At 71.7% G+C, this 19716-nt stretch carries 13 protein-coding genes; 4 read left to right on the top strand and 9 right to left on the bottom strand.

Features of this window, described 5'->3' with window-relative positions; genetic code table 11:
* The first annotated feature begins 14 nt into the window (after nt 1-14).
* Nucleotides 15-500, top strand: a complete 486-nt coding sequence (locus ACZ4D5_RS40290; protein WP_467777472.1) for a VOC family protein — start codon at nt 15-17, stop codon at nt 498-500.
* A 9-nt stretch (nt 501-509) separates the two neighbouring features.
* Here ACZ4D5_RS40290 and ACZ4D5_RS40285 read toward each other — a convergent pair whose 3' ends face one another.
* From ACZ4D5_RS40285 to ACZ4D5_RS40275, 3 genes are all read right to left on the bottom strand, one after another.
* Nucleotides 510-1214: a helix-turn-helix domain-containing protein gene (locus ACZ4D5_RS40285; protein WP_467777471.1), complete on the bottom strand. Its 705-nt coding sequence runs from the start codon at nt 1212-1214 to the stop codon at nt 510-512.
* Nucleotides 1180-3201, bottom strand: coding sequence for an AfsR/SARP family transcriptional regulator (locus ACZ4D5_RS40280; RefSeq protein WP_467777470.1), 2022 nt, complete (start codon nt 3199-3201; stop codon nt 1180-1182). The genes ACZ4D5_RS40285 and ACZ4D5_RS40280 overlap by 35 nt, the downstream gene beginning before the upstream one ends.
* 1121 nt (nt 3202-4322) lie before the next feature.
* Entirely contained in the window at nt 4323-5807 is a 1485-nt protein-coding gene (locus ACZ4D5_RS40275) for a DHA2 family efflux MFS transporter permease subunit (RefSeq protein ID WP_467777469.1), read from the bottom strand.
* A 254-nt stretch (nt 5808-6061) separates the two neighbouring features.
* On the opposite strand from ACZ4D5_RS40275, the gene ACZ4D5_RS40270 reads away from it, so the two are divergent.
* On the top strand, nt 6062-6754 hold the full coding sequence (locus ACZ4D5_RS40270) for a TetR/AcrR family transcriptional regulator (protein WP_467777468.1): 693 nt from the start codon (nt 6062-6064) through the stop codon (nt 6752-6754).
* Here ACZ4D5_RS40270 and ACZ4D5_RS40265 read toward each other — a convergent pair.
* The 3 genes from ACZ4D5_RS40265 to ACZ4D5_RS40255 form a co-directional block, all read right to left on the bottom strand.
* On the bottom strand, nt 6724-7557 hold the full coding sequence (locus ACZ4D5_RS40265) for a thioesterase II family protein (RefSeq protein WP_467777467.1): 834 nt from the start codon (nt 7555-7557) through the stop codon (nt 6724-6726). The genes ACZ4D5_RS40270 and ACZ4D5_RS40265 overlap by 31 nt on opposite strands.
* Entirely contained in the window at nt 7554-12089 is a 4536-nt protein-coding gene (locus tag ACZ4D5_RS40260; protein WP_467777466.1) for an AMP-binding protein, read from the bottom strand. The genes ACZ4D5_RS40265 and ACZ4D5_RS40260 overlap by 4 nt, the downstream gene beginning before the upstream one ends.
* A 632-nt stretch (nt 12090-12721) precedes the next feature.
* Complete coding sequence (locus ACZ4D5_RS40255; protein ID WP_467777465.1) at nt 12722-13459, bottom strand: helix-turn-helix transcriptional regulator; 738 nt, start codon at nt 13457-13459, stop codon at nt 12722-12724.
* A 314-nt stretch (nt 13460-13773) separates the two neighbouring features.
* On the opposite strand from ACZ4D5_RS40255, the gene ACZ4D5_RS40250 reads away from it, so the two are divergent.
* Nucleotides 13774-14310: a TetR/AcrR family transcriptional regulator C-terminal domain-containing protein gene (locus tag ACZ4D5_RS40250; RefSeq protein ID WP_467777464.1), complete on the top strand. Its 537-nt coding sequence runs from the start codon at nt 13774-13776 to the stop codon at nt 14308-14310.
* Between the two features lie 158 nt (nt 14311-14468).
* Nucleotides 14469-15926 (top strand): DHA2 family efflux MFS transporter permease subunit, encoded by a 1458-nt coding sequence (locus tag ACZ4D5_RS40245; RefSeq protein WP_467777463.1) that lies wholly within the window; start codon nt 14469-14471, stop codon nt 15924-15926.
* Here ACZ4D5_RS40245 and ACZ4D5_RS40240 read toward each other — a convergent pair.
* From ACZ4D5_RS40240 to ACZ4D5_RS40230, 3 genes are read right to left on the bottom strand one after another with little or no spacing between them, the layout of a single operon-like run.
* Nucleotides 15920-17278, bottom strand: coding sequence for an NtaA/DmoA family FMN-dependent monooxygenase (locus ACZ4D5_RS40240; protein WP_467777462.1), 1359 nt, complete (start codon nt 17276-17278; stop codon nt 15920-15922). The genes ACZ4D5_RS40245 and ACZ4D5_RS40240 overlap by 7 nt on opposite strands.
* Complete coding sequence (locus ACZ4D5_RS40235; RefSeq protein ID WP_467777461.1) at nt 17278-18525, bottom strand: NtaA/DmoA family FMN-dependent monooxygenase; 1248 nt, start codon at nt 18523-18525, stop codon at nt 17278-17280. The genes ACZ4D5_RS40240 and ACZ4D5_RS40235 overlap by 1 nt, the downstream gene beginning before the upstream one ends.
* A 25-nt stretch (nt 18526-18550) precedes the next feature.
* A complete protein-coding gene (locus tag ACZ4D5_RS40230; RefSeq protein WP_467777460.1) occupies nt 18551-19690 on the bottom strand; it encodes a glycosyltransferase in 1140 nt (379 codons plus the stop codon).
* Between the last annotated feature and the right edge of the window lie 26 nt (nt 19691-19716).

Genomic DNA, 19716 nt, shown 5'->3' with positions numbered 1-19716 from the left:
GCATCGGAGCCCTGATGGCTGAGCCGCCCTACTTCCACATCGGTGTCGTGGTGCCCGACCTCGAAGAGGCCATGACCCAATTCTCCCTGCACCATGGGCTCACCTTTCCCGAACCTGCCTCCATCCGGATTCCCGACCCCGGCGGTCCCGGCCTCGGCCATGAGATCCGGGTCGTCTACTCCAAGGAGGGAGCACCCTTCTACGAGCTCATCGAGGCGACGGTCTCCGGGATCTTCCCCTCGGTGGCGCACGGGGAGGTGCACCATGTCGGCGTATGGGAGCGCGACATGGCGAAGCGGGTCGCGGACCTGCGGGCCAGGGGCATCGCCATCGAGGCCAGTGGCGTAGGCCTGGAGGGCACGACGGGTCTGGTCGAGGAGGCCGTGCCGCACTGGGTGATCACCGAACCCGGGCCGACGGGGCTCCGGTTCGAGTACGTCGACGCCGGCATGCGCCCGGGCATCGACGCATGGCGGGAGTTGGGACGTTTCCCCGGCTGAGGGGCGGCGTCAGCCGACCGTCCGCGGCTGCTCGAGAAAGGGCAGTGCCGACAGCAGCGGCGGGCGGCTCCAGTCCGGGCGGCGCACCATCAGCTCCGGGCACCGCCCGGTCGCTCCGGGCGCGACCTGCAGCGGCCCCGCGTATGCGGCGGCAGGACCGTCCGTGGAGCCCCGAAGGGCGCCGAGCGCGTCGCGGGCGACGGCGTGCACGTACCAGCGGCCGGCGGGCACAGGGTGCAGGGTGAAGGGCCCCGGGCGCACGAGAGTGGTCCAGGCGGCGGGGCGGCCTTGGAGTACGGGGCTGTCGAAGGCCCCCACGTAGAAGGAGGCCGCGGGCACCCCGTCCGCCGACACGCGGCCCATGAGCGCGCCATGAGGTCCCGGTCCCGGCCGGTCCGCGGCGCCGTGGAGCCGCGGCAGCGCGGCGCCACCGTCGAGTCCGCGGTACTGGATGGGCGACATGCCGACCGTTTCGGTGAAGCGGCGGGCGAAGCTCCCCACGCTTCCGTAGCCGACGCGCGCCGAGATCTCCACCACGGTCAGGCCGGTGTCGGTCAGCAGGCGTTTCGCCTCGGCGAGGCGGACAACACTCAGGAATCGTCCGGGTGTGACGCCGGTGACCCGGGTGAAGACGCGGAGGAAGTAGAACTTGCTCACCGCGGCCGCGTCCGCGAGGTCGTCAAGAGTCAGCGGCTCGCTGTATCGCTCTCTCACGACGGACACCGCCCGCCGCACGGCGCTCTCCACCTTGGCCCCCCACCACTGGATACAGAATGGCCTGTTGCGGTACGCCCAACCATGGTGTGCCCTCCTCCCTGGCGAAACTCTGCACGGCCTCTGGATGGCCCGCGACCTCCTGCGCGCATTCGGCGGCGTAGAAGGCGACCAGGCCGTGGAACCTGTACAGGTGCAGCCCCGTCTCTTCCAGCAGGTGGCTGTCGGCCAGGATCTCCAGCTGCTTGCGGGCCTCGTCCCAGCCGAGTCCCGCGAGCGAGGCCGCCGCCGAGACGGTGATCACCGCCGCGTGGTACTGCCCCAACAGCCGGAACATACGGGCCGCTTCGAGCGGCAGCGAGCGGTACATCGCCTGGAACGTCGTCCGCAGGCTGACCGTCGCGTCGTCCTCCAGCCCCGCGTGCTCCAGGCGTCCGCGCTCCACCGCGTACCGCGCCGCCTGCATCGCCACCGAGATGTTCGGGTTGGCCGCGAGGACTTCCGAGGCGATCCGCAGCGCCAGCGGCAGTTGGCCGCACATCTGGGCGAGCTGTGCGACCGCCTGCTCCTGGCCCGCCGTACGTCCCCGGCCGACGAGACAGGTGATCAGCTCGGCCGACTCCGCGGGTACCAGCGGGCCGAGGCGGACACGGTGCGCGCCCTCCCGCGCCGCGAGGCTGCTCTGCCGGTGGTGCCTGCTGGTGACCAGCACGCAGGAGGGGCCGCGCGGGATGAGCGGGCGCAACTGCTCGGGGTTGAGGGCGTCGTCGAGGACCAGGAGCATCCTGCGGCCGAACAGCAGACTGCGGTAGAGAGCGGTCCTCGCGGCGAGGCTCGCCGGGATCCGCGGCTCCGCGACGCCCAGGCTGCCCAGGAGCAGCCCCAGCGCCTCGTGCGAGGTGAGCGGCACCTCCTGGGGGTGGGTGCCGCTCAGGTCGACGAAGAGCTGACCGTCCCGGTAGTGGTCCGCCACCTCGTGGGCAAGACGCAGGGCGAGCTCCGTCTTGCCCACGCCCACCGGGCCCTCGATCACCACGGTGCACGTGGTGGGGTCGGCCCGCGGCTCGCCCTCGCTCGGCACCACGATCTGCCGCAGCGCGGCCAGTTCGGCGCTCCGCCCCACGAACCCCCGCGCCCCACTGGGCAGTTGGGCCGGGCGGGGGACGTCCCCGGGCAGCGGTTCGTCCATGGACGGCGGTGCGGGGGCCGGGGCCGGCTGGGGCGCGGGTCCGGCCGCCGCGGTGAGCGTCTCCGGCCCCGCGGCGGCGCCGTCGCCCACGGCGATCCCGGGGTCGCCGGCGAGGATCTGCGCGTGCAGGTGGCGCAGTTCGCTGCCGGGCTCGATCCCGAGTTCGTCCTGGAGGATCTGCCGGGTCTCCTGGTAGACGGAGAGCGCCTGCGCCTGGCGGCCGCAGCGGTACAGGGCGAGCATGAGCAGCCATCGCAGGCGCTCGCGCAGCTGCTCGGCCACCAGCGCCTCGGACAGCACGGCGACCGTCTCCGAGTGGCGGCCCACGCTCAGCATGTCGGCGGCCCACTCCTCGATGGCGGTCAGCCGCAGCTCCCCGAGCCGGGTGCGCTCGATGTCGGCGAACGGCCCGGGGATCCCGGCGTACGCGTCGCCCCGCCACAGCCCGAGCGCGGTGTCCAACTGCGCCAGTGCGCCCACCACATCGCCCTCGGCCCGCAGCCTGCGGGCCTCCGCGTGCGCCCGTACGAAGACCGCCGCGTCGATGGAGTCCTCCTCCATGCGCAGGAGGTAGCCGCCACCCATGGAGGCGACGACTCCGCCGACGGCGCGACGGTCACGCCCGGGCTCCAACGCCCTGCGCAGTCCCGCGACATAGGTGTGAACGCCGTTGACCGCCGTCTGCGGAACGTCGGTGCCCCACACGGCATCGACCACCTGCTCGACGCCCACGACCTCGTTCACCCGGCTCGCCAGCAAACCGAGCACGGCGCGCTGCTTGGGGGGACCCAGCACCACCTCTTCGGCTCCGCGCCGGGCTCGTATCGGCCCCAGCAGTTGCAGAGCCAGGTCTCCATCCCTCACCTGCACTCGTCTCCCGCTCCCCATGGTCGAGTCAATGGACAGGCAGTGCCCGCTGCGCACGGTCCCGAGCTCCGTCGCCTTCGCGCGGCGCGCACGGGAGTGCGGGGGTATCCGGGGCGACCCGGGTGAACAGAGCTGACGCCCGGCTCCACCCACACCCTCAGCGTTCGTCCTCCGGCCGGCACGCGCGTGCGCCGTGGCCCGACCGCGAACGTTCCCACGCGCGTGGAGGCCCTCGTTCGCCGGGCTCGCTCATGACGGACTCCTCCTGGGGCACCGGGGACACGCGGGGCACGCCGCACCGAGGACATCGGACGGCGAGAGGAAGTGAAGGGGGCATGGAGCCCACGGGACGCATCCTTGCGGAAGGACCTACGGCAAGGGCGGAAAGGGCCGGGCGCACCCGGCGCCGGCCGGCCGGGCCGGAGCCACCGAGGCGATCGGCGGCCGGCTTCGGTGGTGATCGGCGAACAGTCTCGGCCAATCGCCGGATGTCTCACCGATGCGGTGACCTACATCACGCTTACGGCAACACAACAGAGTTGACCAGGGCACACAGTCCATCAGGAATTCCCCCGCGTCCCACTTGAGCATGGCGAGAAGCCGACGCGCTCCCGACGCGTACGGCGGACAGTCAGCCAAAATCCGCTTCAAGCGAGCCCATTCGCTCACCCGCCGGAAGCGGAAAGCAACCGCGTTTCCGTCGAACCATAACCTATTAGGCGCTTATCAACCCATTACCGAACCTTATCGGTCCAGTATCCGGGCGCATGCAATTCCGGGCGATATTGACACGAGCGCGACCTTGGGTTTCCCGCTCGTCACCAGCCTCGATGCAGCAGGCACGAACCAACTCTATCCACCCAAAGCCGAGATGCTCGAATCAATGTTCAACATACCGGATCACTCACTCACACCTCAATGACTTTCCCTTCTTTTCATTGTTCGAGGGTGAACTAATCTCGGCAGGTGACCAATTCACTTGACGCCCCCGAAAGCCCGGCCACGAAGGGCCGGGCATCGCACTTCGGGGCGTGCGGACCACGCCCGCCGCTTCAGTGTCGTACGTCCGTCGCCTCGGCCTGCGCCGGGGCGCCGCCCCGCCGGTGCCCCGCCCCTCGCGCGGCGACGCCTCCCGCGGGTTCCGCGCCGACCGCGCGGCGCGCGGACGGCAGGATGAACACGGCGGTCAGCGCCGCGACCACCAGGATGCCGCCGGAGATGGCGAGCCCCAGTGAGAAACCGCTCGTCATCGCCTCCTTCACCGAATCACCCTGCTCCAGGCGGGAGTTGGTCCGCTGGGTCTGCAGCGTGACGACGGCCGCAAGGCCGATGGCCCCGCCGATCTGCCGAGAGCTGTTGAGCAGGGCGGAGGCCATCCCCGCCTCGTGCGGCGGAAGACCTCCGGTGGCGGCACCGGTCAGCGGCACGAAGCACACGCCGATCCCGAAGCCGGCGATCAGGGAGGGGCCGAGCACGTCGACCGCGAAGCTGCCCGACACATCGAGCATCGCGAACCAGCCGAAGCCCGCCGCGCCGATCAGGCCACCGGGCACCAGCAGCGTCTTGATGCCCAGCTTCGGCACGAGCCGCGTGGACACCACGGTCCCGGCGATCACCCCGAAACAGAAGGGCAGGAACGCCGTTCCCGCCACCGCGGGCTTCATGTCGAGCACTTGCTGGAGATACAGCGCGATGAAGTAGAAAGCGGCGAACTGGCCCGCGCACAGGAAGAGCATGAAGATGTTGGCCCCGCCCACGCTCCGCTTGGCCAGCAGGCCGAGCCGCAGCAGCGGATCGGATGTGGCCCGGCTCTCCACGGCGACGAAGGCGAGGATCAGGAGGCCGGCGCCCGCCAGCGTGCCGAGCGTCGTCCCCGACGTCCAGGCGTGGTCCGTCGTACGCACCACACCGAACACGAGGAGGCTGACACCGAGGGTGGCGAGGATGCCGCCGAGCACGTCGAGCCGGCGCCGGGCCCCGACGATCCCGGCCGGGACGTGACGCATCGACAGCCAGACGACCACGAGCGCCATCGGCACATTGACCAGCATGATCCAGCGCCAGCCGAGGTACTCCGTGAGCAGTCCGCCGAGCAGCACCCCGAAGGTGCCGCCCACGGCGGACACCGCCGCGTACACACCGAACGCCTTGGTGCGCTCCGCCCCTTCGCGGTGAGTGGTCGTCAGGAGGGCCAGGGCGGCGGGGGCCATGGCTGCCGCACCGGCGCCCTGGAGCACCCTCGCGACGAGCAACTGCACGTCGTTCTGCGCCAGTCCACCGGCGAGCGAGGCGACGGCGAAGAGCAGGGTGCCGCCCACGAGGAGGCGGCGCTGGCCGAAGACGTCGGCGGCACGGCCGCCGAGCAGCAGCAGGCCGCCGAACGTCAACGCGTAGGAATTGACGACCCATTGGAGCTGGGCCGGTTCGAAGTCGAGGCCGGTCTGGATCGCGGGCAGTGCCACGTTGACGATCGACATCACGAGCATGACCAGGAACTGGGCTAACGCGACAGCCAGCAGCACCTTCCCTTTGCTCACACGCTCCAAGTCCACTGCGCCTCCAGGGCTTTTTGTACTTGTAGGTTGTACGCGTAAGATAACGCTAGCCGGTCGCTCTGCGGATGTCACTCTCCCAAGTTGCCCCGCATCAGGACGGAGCCCGGACACCCTCGGAAGGCCCGGCCACCGACATCGTGGGGCGCAACAGTCGAACCGCTCCTTATGCTCGTGACGAGCACCAGCACATCGACGGCCGGCGACCGGCCCGCGGGCCTGAGGAACGGGAGAACCGGATGCGAACACCGGCATCACCACGCGGCAAGGGCGGCAACGCCTCGGCCCTGTCCCAACAGGTGATCATCGATGCCGCGCAGCGCATCCTCGACGAGGAGGGCCACGAGAGCCTGTCCATGCGGCGGCTGGCACGCAGCCTGTCCATCACGCCGATGGCGCTCTATCACCACGTGCGCGACAAGGACGAGTTGCTGATCCTGCTCCTGGCGAAGAAGGCCCAGTCCTACCCCCGCCCGGAGCTTCCCGAAGAGCCGGTCGAGCGGCTCATCGCCGCCTCCCAACTGCTCTACGACCTCCTGTCCGAGGCCGCGTTCCTCGCCGAGATCCTCACCTCCCCCGACCTGTTGGCCGTGGCGGTCTCCTGGATCACCGACTGCATCACCGAGGCCGCCGGCGCGTGCGGCCTCCCTCCGGAGCAGGCCACCAAGGCCCAACAGCTCATCTGGCGTTACACGGCAGGGGAGTTGATGGCTCATCAGGCAAGGGAACGTCTCGGCGCGAAGAAGGGCGGGGGCGCGGCCGGGAACGCCCCGGCCATCGACGAGGCCTCGCCCGAGCACCATCCCAGGCTCACCGCGGTGGCCGACCGCTGGCCCGAACTCGTCACCCGCAGCACCCACCGCCGCGGTCTCGAGAACATCGTCGACGGAATTCTCGCCACCTACCGGCCGGACGCCCTCGCGTCGGACTGACCGCCCCGCACCCCGGCGCGGGCGCTGGACACCACCTGGGCCAGCACCTCCTCACTCTGCTCCTCCAGATAGAAGTGGGCGCCGGGGAAGGCGACAGTCGCGCACTCCCCCTCCGTCACCTCGCGCCAGCCGTCGGCCTCGTCGGCCAGGACCTCCTCGTCCCGGTCGCCGTAGAGGGCGGTGACCGGCATCGCCAGCCTGGGTCCCGGCCGCCGGCGGTAGGTCTCGATGACCTGGTAGTCGAGCCTGATCGTCGGCAGCATGACCTCCATCAGGTCCTCGTCGTCGAGGAGTTCCGCCGCCGCGCCGCCCAACCTGCGCAGATCGGCGAGGAGTTCGGCGTCCGTGCCCAGGTGGACCGTGTCGCCCCGGGCGAGGGCGGGAGCCGGGTGCCCCGAGACGATCAGCGCGGCGGGTGCGTGCCCCCGGTCGCTGAGCAGACGTGCCGTCTCGTACGCGGCCACGGCGCCCAGGCTGTGGCCGAACAGCACCAGGGAGCTCGGCGGGGCACCGAACTCCGGCCGCAGCAGGTCGGCGGCGACGGGACCGACGAGGCCGTCCATGCTGCGCGCCGCGCCCTCGTGGTAACGGTCGCCGCGCCCCGCGTACTGCACGGCGTACACCTCCACGTCGGCCGGGGCGCCCACCGCCCACGTACGGAAGGTTCCCGCCGATCCGCCGGCATGCGGGAAGCACACCAGCCGGACCGGGGCGTTGCGGCGCGGGCGAAAGCTCCGCAGGCTCGGAACAGGGGCGGCGGGGCTGCGAAGGGCACCGCGCGTCGACGATTCCACAGTACTCACAGGGGTCCTTTCCCGAACTCCTCGTATTCTTCCGACTCCCGCCCTGAACCCGGCGCCCTGTCGTCATGCCCCGAAGGGCCGCGCCGCCTCTCGATCAGCGCGCTCATCGCGGCGACGGTGGGGACCCTCAGCAGCTCCGGCATCGTCAGCTCGACACCCATACGGCGCCGCACGGCCAACGTGAGCCGGGCGGCGAGCAGGCTGTCTCCGCCGTGCAGGAAGAAGTCCGTGTCGCGCCCTGTCACGGGCACGCCCAGGGTCTGTGCCCACAGTGCGGCGACCGACCTCTCCAGCGGCCCGCGCGGCGGATCGCCGTGCGCCTGGGCCTGGCCCGCGGTGCCCGCGAGGAGCTGGCGCACGCGCCGCCTGTCCATCTCCCGGTTCCGGGTGAGGTACAGCATCGGCAACCCGACGATCGCGCCGGGGATCATGTGGGTGGGAAGCCTGTCGGCCAGCCAGCCCCTGAGGGCGAGCGGGTCGAGGTAGCCGTGGGCGCTGGTCCTCACGGCCTGGACGAGCACCACTCCGTCCGGCTCCTCCCTGGCCACCTTCACCTCGGCCAGGCCCGCACGGGCCAGCACCTCGGCCCATTCGTCCACCCCTGCCGGCACGGGCGGTTCGGCGGCCGAGGCACCGGTGAGCAGCGCCAGCGGCGACGCGGCGACGCGGGTCAGGAGGTGGAGCCGGCCGCCCGGCTTGAGCACCATGCTGAGCGCGGCCGCGGTCGCCTGGAGGTGCGGCATGCGGCTGATCACGTCGTTCACCACCACGGCGTCGTAGCGGTGCAGTTGGCCCTCGGTGACGCGCGAGGCGTCCTGACGGAAGGTCTTCGCCGCGTGCCTGGTGGACGCCAGCCGCGCCTCCGCTTCGGCCAGGCGCGTGTCCGAGGGATCCAGCAGCGTGAAGTCGATGGCCCCCGGCGCCAGTTGACGCAGCAGGCGTACAGCGGTCCTGCCGCTCATCCCCGCCCATTCGGCGACCGCGAGCGGCGCGAGCCGCCTTTCGGCCCCGGCGGCCAGGGCGCGCGAGACAGCCGCGATGCACGCACGCGTGCCGTCCAGCTCGGCGCTCAAAGGCTCGGGCGACAGTTCGGGATCGTCGTACAGCTCAGCCGGGGACGCTTCTGCCCCGAGCACGGCCCGCAGCAGGGGAAGCGCCCGTGACCAGGCCTGTGCCGTCCTCTCCAACGGGCTGTCGCGCACCCCTTGCCGCAGCAGCGCCGCGCGCCCTCCGTCGCGCACCTCGGCCCAGCGGGGGCCCGCCGTCAGCCGCTGTCCCGCGGCCCGCAGGACGTCGCGCTCGGTGAGGTAGTCGAGCCAGAGCGCGAAATGGGGACGGCGTTCCTCGGCGACCGGCAACGACCGTGCGTCGAGCGGACCCGCGTGCTCCCCCAGGTGGTCGGCGACATGGGAGGCGAGGACGGTCTCGGTCAGCGAGTGCTCCAGGGACAGCGCGGCGCACTCGCCGACGGGGGCGCGCGTGCGGCCCGCATCGGCCGCCACCCGTATCCCGGTCAGCGGCTCGGGGCCGACGACGGCGGCGACCAGTTCGCGGCGCCGCTCGCCGACCGGCACCACGACCGAGCGCGCGATCTGCGGATGCTCCTGGAGCACCGCCTCGATCTCGTCCAGCTCGACCGGCATCCCGTCGATCCTGACCTGTTGCCCCATCCGGCCGAGGAACTCCAGGCTCCCGTCGGGCCAGTAGCGGCCCATGCCGCCGGAGCGGAACCAGCGTTCGCCCGCCACCTCGCAGAACCGTTCGGCGGTCAGACCGGGGTCGTCGCGGTACCGCAGCGCCAACCCGCCGCCGCCGACCCACAGTTCGCCCGGCACCCAGTCGGGGCAGTCCCTGCCCTGCGGGTCCACGACGCGGAACTTCTGGCTGGGCAGCGGCTTGATGTAGGGCACCGCGCGCCACTGCGACGGTACGAAGCGCATCTCGTACGTGTTGGCCCAGATCACGGTCTCCGCGACACCGCCGAGCCCGGCGAGCCGGCACCTGCCGTGCGTGGCGGCGCGCAGCCATCGCTCCAGGTCGGCCCCTCGCCAGTCACCGGAGAGCAGCGCGAGGCGCAGGGAGCGCGGCAGCCCCTCGGACTCGGCGACGTCGAGCAGCACGTCCATCAGGGCGGGAACGCTGTTCCACACGGTCACGCCGTGCCGTTCGCACAGCGTCAGCCAGGCGAAGGCGTCCCGCCGGTCCGCCTCGTCGACCAGGACCAGCGCCCCGCCCTCGGTGAGCGGGCCGAACAGGTCCCAGACGGCGAGGTCGGAGTCGGGGTCGGACACGGCGAGCACGCGGTCGCGCGGCCCGATGCCGAAGCGGCCGTCGATGTCCTTCACGGTGTCGACCACCGCGCGGTGCGTCACCTCGACCAACCGCGGCGTGCCCGAGGAGCCCAGGGCGAAGGCCGCGTACGCGATGTCGTCGGGGCCGGCGGGCACCGGGGCGTCGAGCGGCTCGGGCAGGAGGGCGTCGCGCAATGACACCACCTCGACGTACGGCAACGGCGGGGGCGGTGCGCCGGTGCCGTCCAGGATCAGCCGGGCGCCGCTCGCGCGCGTGATCCACTCCTGGCGTTCGGCGGGCCGGCAGGCGCCGGTGGCCACGTAGGTGCCGCCCGCCGCGAGCACGCCGAGGACGGCCGCGATCTGCTGGGGCCCCGAGGCTGCCCTGACGACCACCGTGTCGCCCCGCCCGATGCCCCGGTCACGCAGCGAACGGGCGATGCGCAGTGCCTGTCCGGCGAGCTCCCGGTGGGTCAGCACGCCGTCCACGCCCCAGAGCAGCGCCGCGTCGTCGGCGCGATCGCGGGACCGTTCGAAGAAGGTCTGGTGCAGCAGCCTGCCGTGCTCGCGGCGGGGTGCCGCGGCGATCTCCGCACGGCGTTCCCGCTGGGAGGCGGGCAGTTCGACGGCGGGCCGGGTGCTCCAGTCCAGTGCCGCGAGGTCGCGCAGCAGCGCGGCCTGGGCGGACATCATGGCGTCCAACAGGCCGTCGGGGAACAGCTCTTCCACCGCGTCCCAGGCCAGCAGCACTCCGCCCTGGCGGGTCCCGTACGCCTGTGAGCTGAGCCAGACCTGCGGGATCTGGGACACCATCCACGACAGTTCGCCGAAGCTCGCGGCGAACGCGTCGGGCACGAGCGGGGCCTCGGTGTTGCAGGTGAAGACGACGGGTGCGGCGCGCGGGGATTCGCCGTCCTCACGGATCATGTCGCGCAGGACGTCGATGCCGGTGTACGCCGCGTGGCCGATGTCCTCGTGGAGCTGGCGCTGGACGGCCTTGGCGCGCTGCGCGAATCCCGCGCCGCGCGTCAGGTCGACCTCCAGCAGCACGAGGCCGGTGAAGTCGCCGATGACGCGCTCGACTTGCGGGTGCACGGACTGGTCGCGGTCGCTGATGGGGACGTTGATCAGGAAGTGCTGGTGGTCGCTCCACCGTCCGAGGATCTCGGCGAAGGCGGTGGCGAGCAGCGCGGCGGGGGTGATCCCGTGCTCCGACGCCCGGACGCGGAGTGCGGCCCACTCCCGCCAGGTGAGTTCGTGCGTGCGCCGTACGAAGCGGGGCCTGACCACGTCCTTGGGCTCGACCGCCAGCGGGAGCCCGGGCCCGCCGGGCAGTTCGGGAAGTCGGCGCCGCCAGTGCTCCATGCCCCGCACACGCTCCTTCGAGAGGTTGGCCGCGCGGTCGGCGAGGTACTGCGGAAAGCTGTACGTGAGGTCGTCCAGTGCCGTGCCGGCGTCCGCGTCGTAGAGGGCGGCGAGGTCCTCCAGGAGCAGCCGGATGCCCTGGATGTCGCAGGCGAGCAGGTCCAGGTTGATGTGGATGCGGTCGACCGCGTCGGGCAGTCGGCTCAACTGGACGTCCAGGACCTCTCCCCTGCCCACTTCGAGCCGCCGGTGCGAGAGGGCCGTGCGGATGTTGAGCACCGCGCTCTCGATGGCGTCCCGGGGCTGCCTGCGGTGGTCGAAGACCGTCAGGCCCGCCCAGACCGAGGTGTCCGCGACGCGTTGGGTGCCCCACTCGGTGAAGTGGGCCCGGAGCATCGGGTGGCGGGCGTGCAGGGCGTGCACGGCCCGCTCCAGGCGTTCCGGTTCCAGTGGCGGGCTGTCGATCTCCAGGTAGACGTGGCAGCCGACGCCGCCGAGCGGCCTGTCCTCGCCACGGCCGACCCAGTACGCCTGCTGGACGGGTGTCAGGGCGAAAGGCTGCTGAGGCTCGCTCCGGGCATGCCCCTGCGCCACGCGTGGGGCCGGGGAGGTGGATCCGCCCCCCGGGGCACGGCTCTCGTCCTCGTCGGGCATCGTGGGTTCCGGTCGGCCGTTCAGCAGTGCGTACCAGGCCGTCAGGCGCGCGTCACGGGCGAGTTCGGGGTATCTCACCGGGGCCCCGGACCGTGCGAGACGGCGGGCCAGCCTCATCAACTGCAAGGACTCAAGGCCGAGTTCGAAGAGGTTCGACGTGTCCGCGACGTGGTCGTCGCGCACGCCCAAGAGCTCGCAGACCTCCCCTTTGAGCGCTGCCATGGTCCAGGCCCCGACCGTCTGGACAGCGCTCCCGGGAATGCGGCGCGGCTCGCTCTTCCGTGACATCCCTACCTCTTTGTTCATCTGGGTACCGAACGTTCAAGCCGTGCGCCTGGACGCCTCCCGCCCATCAGGTGGCGTCCCGTTCGGCGATACCCCCGAATGTCGGCGCGCACGGTGTCACGTGCTCCGGCCGGTGGGGCGTTCAGTACACGGCTACGGCCGCTCCCCGCCGCGCGTCGGACACGGTGGCACCCCGGAGGTGGTGCGGGTCTGGACATCCTCCACCGTGACCACGGCTCCTCCCTTCCGGACCTGGCTGCCTGGCGCGAAAGCCCTCCGGCACGGCAGCCGTTCCGTCCGACTGTCCTGTGCAGGAGGGCGCAGCGACCCAGCAGGTGGGAGGGCCCGGCGCGCGTCGAGAGCGGTGCTGCCGGATACCTGCCGGTGGCTCCGTCGGAGCCGCGTGGAGCCGGGTCGATCTTGTCTTCAATACGTCGATACGCAGCAACTACCGTCCCCCCGCCACGTATTTATACACGTACAACAAGGGGGTCGCAATGAACACTGCCACAGGAAAGGGGAGTTGGGGCGGTCGAAGCGGACATGAGGGGTGCCGCGGAGCCGTCCGGTCAGCTCGCGGCGGACAGCGGCTGCCCCACGAACGGCAGCGCGGACAGCACGGGCGGACATCGCCAGCCCGGCGCGCGCAGCGTCAGCTCCACGCTCCCGCACCCCGGCCCGGCGGCCACGGGCCCCACCGTGTCCGTCATCACCGCGTCCTCGGCGTCGCCCGGTACCCCGGGCACGTCGGGCCTGCGCGCGAGCGCGTGGACGTACCAACTCCCGGACGGCACACCGCGCAGGACGAAGGAGCCGGGGCCGCGCAAGGCCGTCCAGGCACTGGGGTGTCCCTGGAGGATCGGGCTGTCGAAGGCACCGACATAGATCACGCCGGCCGGCCCGCTGTCGGCCAGCACCCTGCCCGACAGCGAGCCACGCCCCTGCGCGCCGCCCTCGGCAAGGCCCTGCCCTCGGTCCGGCAACTCCCCGCGGCCCAGGCGTCGGTACTGGGTCGGAGACATGCCGACGGCCTCGGTGAAGCGGCGCGCGAAGCTGCCCGGGCTGCCGTAGCCCACGCGCTCCGACACCTCGGCGACGGTCAGCTTCGTCCCGCTCAGCAGCCGCTTGGCCTCGTACAGCCGGACGGCACTCAGATATCTGCCGGGAGTCACCCCCACCACGCGGCTGAAGACGCGCAGGAAGTGAAACTTGCTCACCAGGGCCGCGTCGGCAAGGTCATCAAGGGTCAGGGGCTCGCTGTACCGCTCGCGTATGGTGTCCACGGCGCACTGGACGACGCTCTCCACTCCGGACTCCCACCATCGGGCCGCCTGCTGCGGCGTGCCCGGCCCATCATGCTGCGCGCTTCTGTTGAGGATCTGTGCTTCGTCTGGATGCCGCTGGAGGCCCTGTGTACGCGCACCGGCAACCACCGCGTACGCCCTTGTGCGTACTCCCGCTCCCCGTCGGGCCCCATCGCGGCCCCTGATGGAAGGATGGAGCGATGCAGCCCGTATCGCCACGCGCCGGCAGAGTCGGCCGTCCGCCCCGCCTGTCAAAGGAAGCGCTCCTCCAAGCGGCCCACCGCGTCCTGGAGGAGGAAGGGCCCGGCCGCCTGACGATGCGTCGCCTGGCGCGGGAGCTGTCCAGTACGCCGATGGCCCTCTACTACTACGTGCAGGACAAGGACGAACTCCTGCTGCTCCTCCTGGAGGAGCAGGCCCAGCACTTCCCCCGCCCCGAGTTGCCCGAAGACCCCCGCGAGCGCCTGCTCGCCTCCGCCGAGGTCCTGCACGACATGTTCGTGGGCTGCCCGTGGATCGCCGAAGTCCTCACGGCGGACGACCTGATGACGGTCTCGGCACTGTGGGCCGTCGAGGCGGTGATCGACTCCTGCGTGGAGTGCGGGCTCAGCCTCGACGCGGCCGTCCACAGCTACCGCGTCATCTGGCACTACACGGTCGGCAGGCTGGCGGTACCGACGGTTCCGCAACAGCTGCGACCACAGCCCGGGCAGGCCTCCGGCCGGGCACGCGCGGCCGCCGTGCTGCCCCTGGCCAGGCCCGTCCCCGAAGCGACGGAGCCGGTCGTGGAGAGCACACAGCGCGAGGAGTTGGAGATCATCCTGGCGGGGCTGCTGGCCGGCACGGGGCGCTGAGACCGCGTGGCCTCAGCGCGCTACGACGTGACCCTGTAGAGCATCGCGGCCACGACATCGGCTCCCTAGAGTGGCGGCATGTCTCCCACCTGGCCCTGTCGAGGACCGATCCGCCGCCGCCCGCGTGCCGAAACGGTGTCCGCGAAGAGGCGTTCGGCATGACCGCGACGTCGCCCTCGACGCACCGCACCGACCGCCGCGGCCCCGCCCTCGTCGTCCTCTGCCTGGTCCAGTTCATGCTCATCCTGGACGACAACGTGGTGAGCGTGGCGCTCCCCAGCATCCGGGACGACCTCGGCTTCGGCAGCGCGGGACTCGCCTGGGTGGTCAACGCCTACTTCCTCGCGTTCGGCGGGCTGCTGCTGTTGTTCGGGCGCATGGCCGACCTGCTCGGACGCCGGCGGATCTTCCTCGTCGGTGTCACGCTGTTCAGCGCGGCGAGCCTCCTGTGCGGCAGCGCGCAGGAGCCGTGGCAACTCGTCCTCGGACGGCTCGTCCAGGGCGCGGGCGCCGCCATGGCCAGTCCGGCGGCGCTGTCGCTCATCACCCTCATCTACCCGAGCGACCAGGAGCGGGCCAAGGCACTGGGCATCTGGGGCGGCATCGCGGGTCTGGGCAGCACGTTCGGTCTGGTGATCTCCGGAGCCCTGACCGGGCTCGCCTCCTGGCGCTGGATCTTCTTCATCAACGTTCCGGTCGCCGTCGTGGCGCTCGCCCTGCTCCCCCGCCTCGTCGGCGAGAGCCGGGCCTCCCGGCGCACCCGCCTGGACGTGCCCGGCGCCGTACTGGGCACCCTCGCCGTGGTGTCCCTGGTCTACGGCCTGCTGCGGGCCGGTGATCAGGGCTGGCACGACGCGACCAGTCACGGACCCCTGATCCTCTCCGTGGCGCTGGCCGTCGCGTTCGTCGTGGTCGAGTCCCGCACGGCCGATCCCCTGGTCCCACTGGGGTTCCTCGCCGTCCGGACGCGTGCCGTCGCCGACATCGCGACGCTGATCTTCTCGGCCGCCCTCTTCGCGATGTCCTTCCTGCTGATGATCCACCTGCAGACGGTCGTCGACTACGGACCGCTCAAGGCCGGGTTCGCGTACATGCCGTTCTGCGCCGGTCTCCTGGTGGGCATGTGGGGCTCCTCCCGGGTGGTGATCAGGTTCGGCTTCCGCCCGAGCCTGACGGTGTCGTTCCTGATCACCGCCGCGGGTTTCGTCACGATGTCCGGCATCGAGGCGAGCGACGGCTACGTCTCCGGCATCCTCCCCGGCATGCTCCTGACCAGCCTCGGCTGCGGCCTGAGCCTGCCGGTCCTGAGCATGGCGGCGGTCCACGGGACGACCGAGGAGAACGCCGGACTCGGTTCCGCGCTCTTCAGCTCCGTCCAGCAGGTCGGCGGCGCCTGCGGCATCGCGGTGCTGGTCATGCTGGCCACCCGCCGCACGGAGTCCGTCCGGGACACGGAGGGCCCGGTACAAGCCGCCGCCGAGGGCTTCTCGTTCGGCATGCTCGTCGCCGCGGGCTTCATCGTGGTCGGCGGGATCATCGTCGCCGCCCTGCTCGGCACGGCACGGACCGGGGCCGACGAGCCCCGGTCCATGGCGCGCGAGACCAGCCGTCAGTAGCCGCTTCCCTCCCGGACGGCGGCACGACGGCGGGCCGGAACCCGGTGGGCCGGACGATCGAGGCCGAGCCGGTCCCGCAGCGTCTCGCCGTCCCGCGCGGGCCGCAGCATCCCCCGCCGGTCCAGCTCCGGCACGACCAGGTCCACGAAGGAGTCCAACGCGCCGGGCAGGTAAGGGGGAATGACGGTGAAGCCGTCGGCCGCACGCGTCTCGAACCACTCCTGGATGTGGTCGGCGATCTCGGAGGCGCTGCCCACGAGCGTGTCGGCCCTGTCCTGCCGAAGGGCCAGCTCGCGAACGGTCAGGCCGTCCCTCGCCGCTTCGGCCACCAGCCTGTCGCGCTCGCTGTGGCTAGCGTTCGTCGGCGGCAGCGGCGGCAACGGCTCGTCCAGGGCGAATCCGGACGCGTCGCAGTCCAGGTAGTAGGAGAGAGTCGCCAGGATCACCCTGGGATCGGCGGTGGCCTCCATGCGGGCCATGGCGTCCTCGGCCTCGGCCCTGGTGCGGCCCGGGACCACCGTCAACGCCGGCATGAACAGCGGCCCCGCGCCGGTGCGCCCCATGTCGGCGGCGAGCTCCCGGAGTTCGGCGGCCTGCCGCCTCGCGCGCTCCCGGTCGGCCTCGATGGCGAACACCATGTCGGCCACCCGTGCGGCGAGTCGTCGTCCGCCCGCCGACGCTCCGGCCTGGGCGATCACCGGCCTGCCCTGGGGCGGCCGGGGCAGGTTCAGCGGGCCGTCGACCTCGAAGTGCTCACCCCTGAACCCCGGGGCGAAGGCCTTCTCCGGGTCGAACATCCGGCCGGCCTCCTTGTCGTGGCCGAAGGCGTCGTCCGCGTAGCTGTCCCACAGCCCGCACACCACGTCATAGGCCTCCTCGGCGCGGGCCAGCCGTTCCTCGTGCCCGAGGTGGTGTTCACGCCCGAAGTTCCAGGCCTCGTTGTCGGTGAGCGAGGTGACCAGGTTCCAGCCTGCCCGGCCGCCGCTGAGATGGTCGAGGGAGGCGAAGTAACGTGCCAGGTGGTAGGGCTCGTTGTAGGTGGTGGACGCCGTGATGACGAGGCCGATGCGCTTCGTCAGCGGTGCCAGCGCCGATGCCAGGAGCAAGGGATCGACCACATCTGCGATCAGTCCCTGCCGGACCGCGATCTCCTGATCGGTCCACGGCATGGCCAGGGTGTCGGGGAAGAACAGCGCGTCGAACCCGCCCCGCTCCGCGGTCCTCGCCACCTGGATCGCCGTGGCCATGTCGACGCCCGCGTTCGCGGGCACGTCGGGAAGCCGCCACGACGACACATAACTGCCGCCCGGCTTGATGAACGCGCACAGACGCAGATGGTCCTGCCTGCTCATCAGCGCCACACCTCCTTCGGCCTCGGCAGTCCGAGGTTCTCGCGCAGTGTCCTGCCGGGACGGTCCGTGCGGTACAGCCCCCTGCGGCGCAGCTCCGGGACGACCTCGTCGACGAAGAGCCGCAGATTGCCGGGGAGCGGGGGAAAGGAGAGCAGGAAGCCGTCGGCGCCCTCCTCCTCGAACCACTCCTGCATGTCGTCGGCGATGCGCTCCGGGCTGCCGGGGACCACACCGCCGGCCGCCGACAGGGCGAACGCGCGGATGCTGCCCCCGGCGCCGGTTCCCTCCGGCAGCGGGTCGTCCAGAGAGAGACCGGTGAAGTCCGCGCCCGGCAGCAGCTCCCGCACGACGCTCCACAGCACGTCGTCGTGGAGCAGACCGTCGAGCTGTTCCCGCAGGGCCTCGGCCGCCGCCCGAGTGGGCGCGAGCACCGGGGCGAAGCGGCGCCAGACCACCACCTGGTCGGGGTCGCGGCCCGCGGCCGCGGATCGGGACTTGAGGTCCCGGTACGCCTCCCTCGCCTCGTCCAGGCAGCTCGGGGCGGTGACGATCACCTCACCGTGGCGGGCGGCGAAGTCCCGTGCGCCCGGGGCGTCTTCCGCATGGAAGATCACGGGGTGGCCCTGCGGCGGACGGGAGATGTTCAGCGGCCCTCGCACGGCGAAGTTCTCGCCCCGGTGCTCCGTCAGATGCAGTTCGCCCGGGTCGTAGTACCGACCGGACTCCTTGTCCCGCAGCATCGCCTCGTCGGAGTAGCTGTCCCACAGGCTCTTCACCACCTCGACGAACTCCGCCGCCCGGTCGTAGCGCTCGCCGCGGAAGGGGAAGGGGCCCTCGCCGAAGCTCCGCGTCTCGGCGGGCCCCTTCGAGGACTCCAGGTTCCAGCCGACACGGCCGTGGCTGATGTGGTCCAGCGAGGCGTACTTCCTTGCGACGAGATACGGATGGTTGTACGCGGTGGTGGCCGTGGCCACCAGCCCGATCCGTTCGGTCACCGAGGAGAGCGCGGCCAGCATCGTGGTCGGCTCGAACCGCGCCCCGAGCGCCGTACGGGACAGGACGTCCGGCCCGCCCGCCGGGGCCGCCAGGGAATCGGACACGAACATGGCGTCCATGCCTGCCCGTTCGCACAACCGGGCCGTCTCGGCGAAGAGCGCGAAGTCGAGGCCGGCGCGCACGTCGGCCGCCGCATGCCGCCAGCCGGCCAGGTGCGGACCCCCCGGCTCCAGGGAACAGCCCAGGCTCATCGTGGTCCTTCCACCGGACCGCATGTCATTCCCCCGGCTCTCGGCGAACCGTACGCAGCGTCTCCGGGGCCGTGTCGAGACCGGGCAGCGCCAGCATCGCGGCGCGCGCGGCCCGGCTGCGCGCGGCCAGCTCGGTGTCCGCCAGCGCTCCCGCGATGCGCTCTGCCAGCTGCCCGACGTCCAGTCCGGAGATCGTGGACCCGAGGCCCAGCCTGGTCATCGCCGCCGCGTTCGCGGGCTGATCCAGGGTGGAGGGGCGCAGCAGCATCGGCACGCCGGCCCGGATCGCCTCGCGGATGCCGTTGTAGCCTCCGTGGGAGCAGAACAACTGGCTTGCCTCCAGCAGGAGTTGCTGGGGAAGGAACTCGTGGACCTCGACGTGCGCCCCTCTCGGCATCCCCTCGGTGTCCATGCCGCCCGATGACACCAGGGCCGTGCAGTTCACCTCGGACAGGGCCGCGAGCAGGTCCGCCATGGCGCGGAACGGATCGTCACCGCCGTGCCCCTGGTTCTGCCAGGTGCGCCAGCCCGTGCCGATCGCGGCGTAGACGAGCGGCCGTTCGCCGGTGGCCGCCACGGCGGGCAGCCGCGCGCCCGGCTCCTCGCGGAGCGGCTGGCGAAAGCGCAGGGTCCGCGCCGCGGGTGCCACGCTGAAGGACACCGGCTCGGGCAGGTAGTCGAGGAGCGCGCCCGGGTAGAGCCCGGCGGGATCGGTCAGGGCCGACAGGCCGAGCTCCTCGCGGAACAGGTTCAGCACGGCGGCCATGACGTCGTGGTCATAGGTGTTGCTCATCGCGCCGGACACACAGACCACCGGCAGCCCGAGCTGTTCGCCGGCGAGGTAGCCGGCGAACTCGGAGTCGTCGCGCACCACCAGGTCCGCGCCGAAGCTCTCGGCCAGCGCGGTGATCTGCTTGGCCCGGGTGGTCAGTTCCGACACGTCGAGCAGCGCCGCCATCTTGTCCGCGAGCGGCGAGCCGAGCGGGGGCCGGCCGGTGCTGCCCGCCGCGAACGGCGTGGTGGGGTCCTGGAGGACCGTCTCCACCCGGGCCCCGGTGGCACTCACCTCGGGGGCCAGTTGTTCCGTGGTGGCGACGAGTACCTCGTCGCCCGCGGCCAGCAGGGAGCGCACCAGCGGCAGCAGGGGTTCCAGGTGGGAGTTCACACTCCACACCGTGCACAACACGCGCA

This window comes from Streptomyces sp. NPDC025651 (assembly GCF_055558735.1).
Note: the sequence above shows the minus strand (reverse complement) of the source record. Positions and strands in the feature narration are given on the sequence as shown.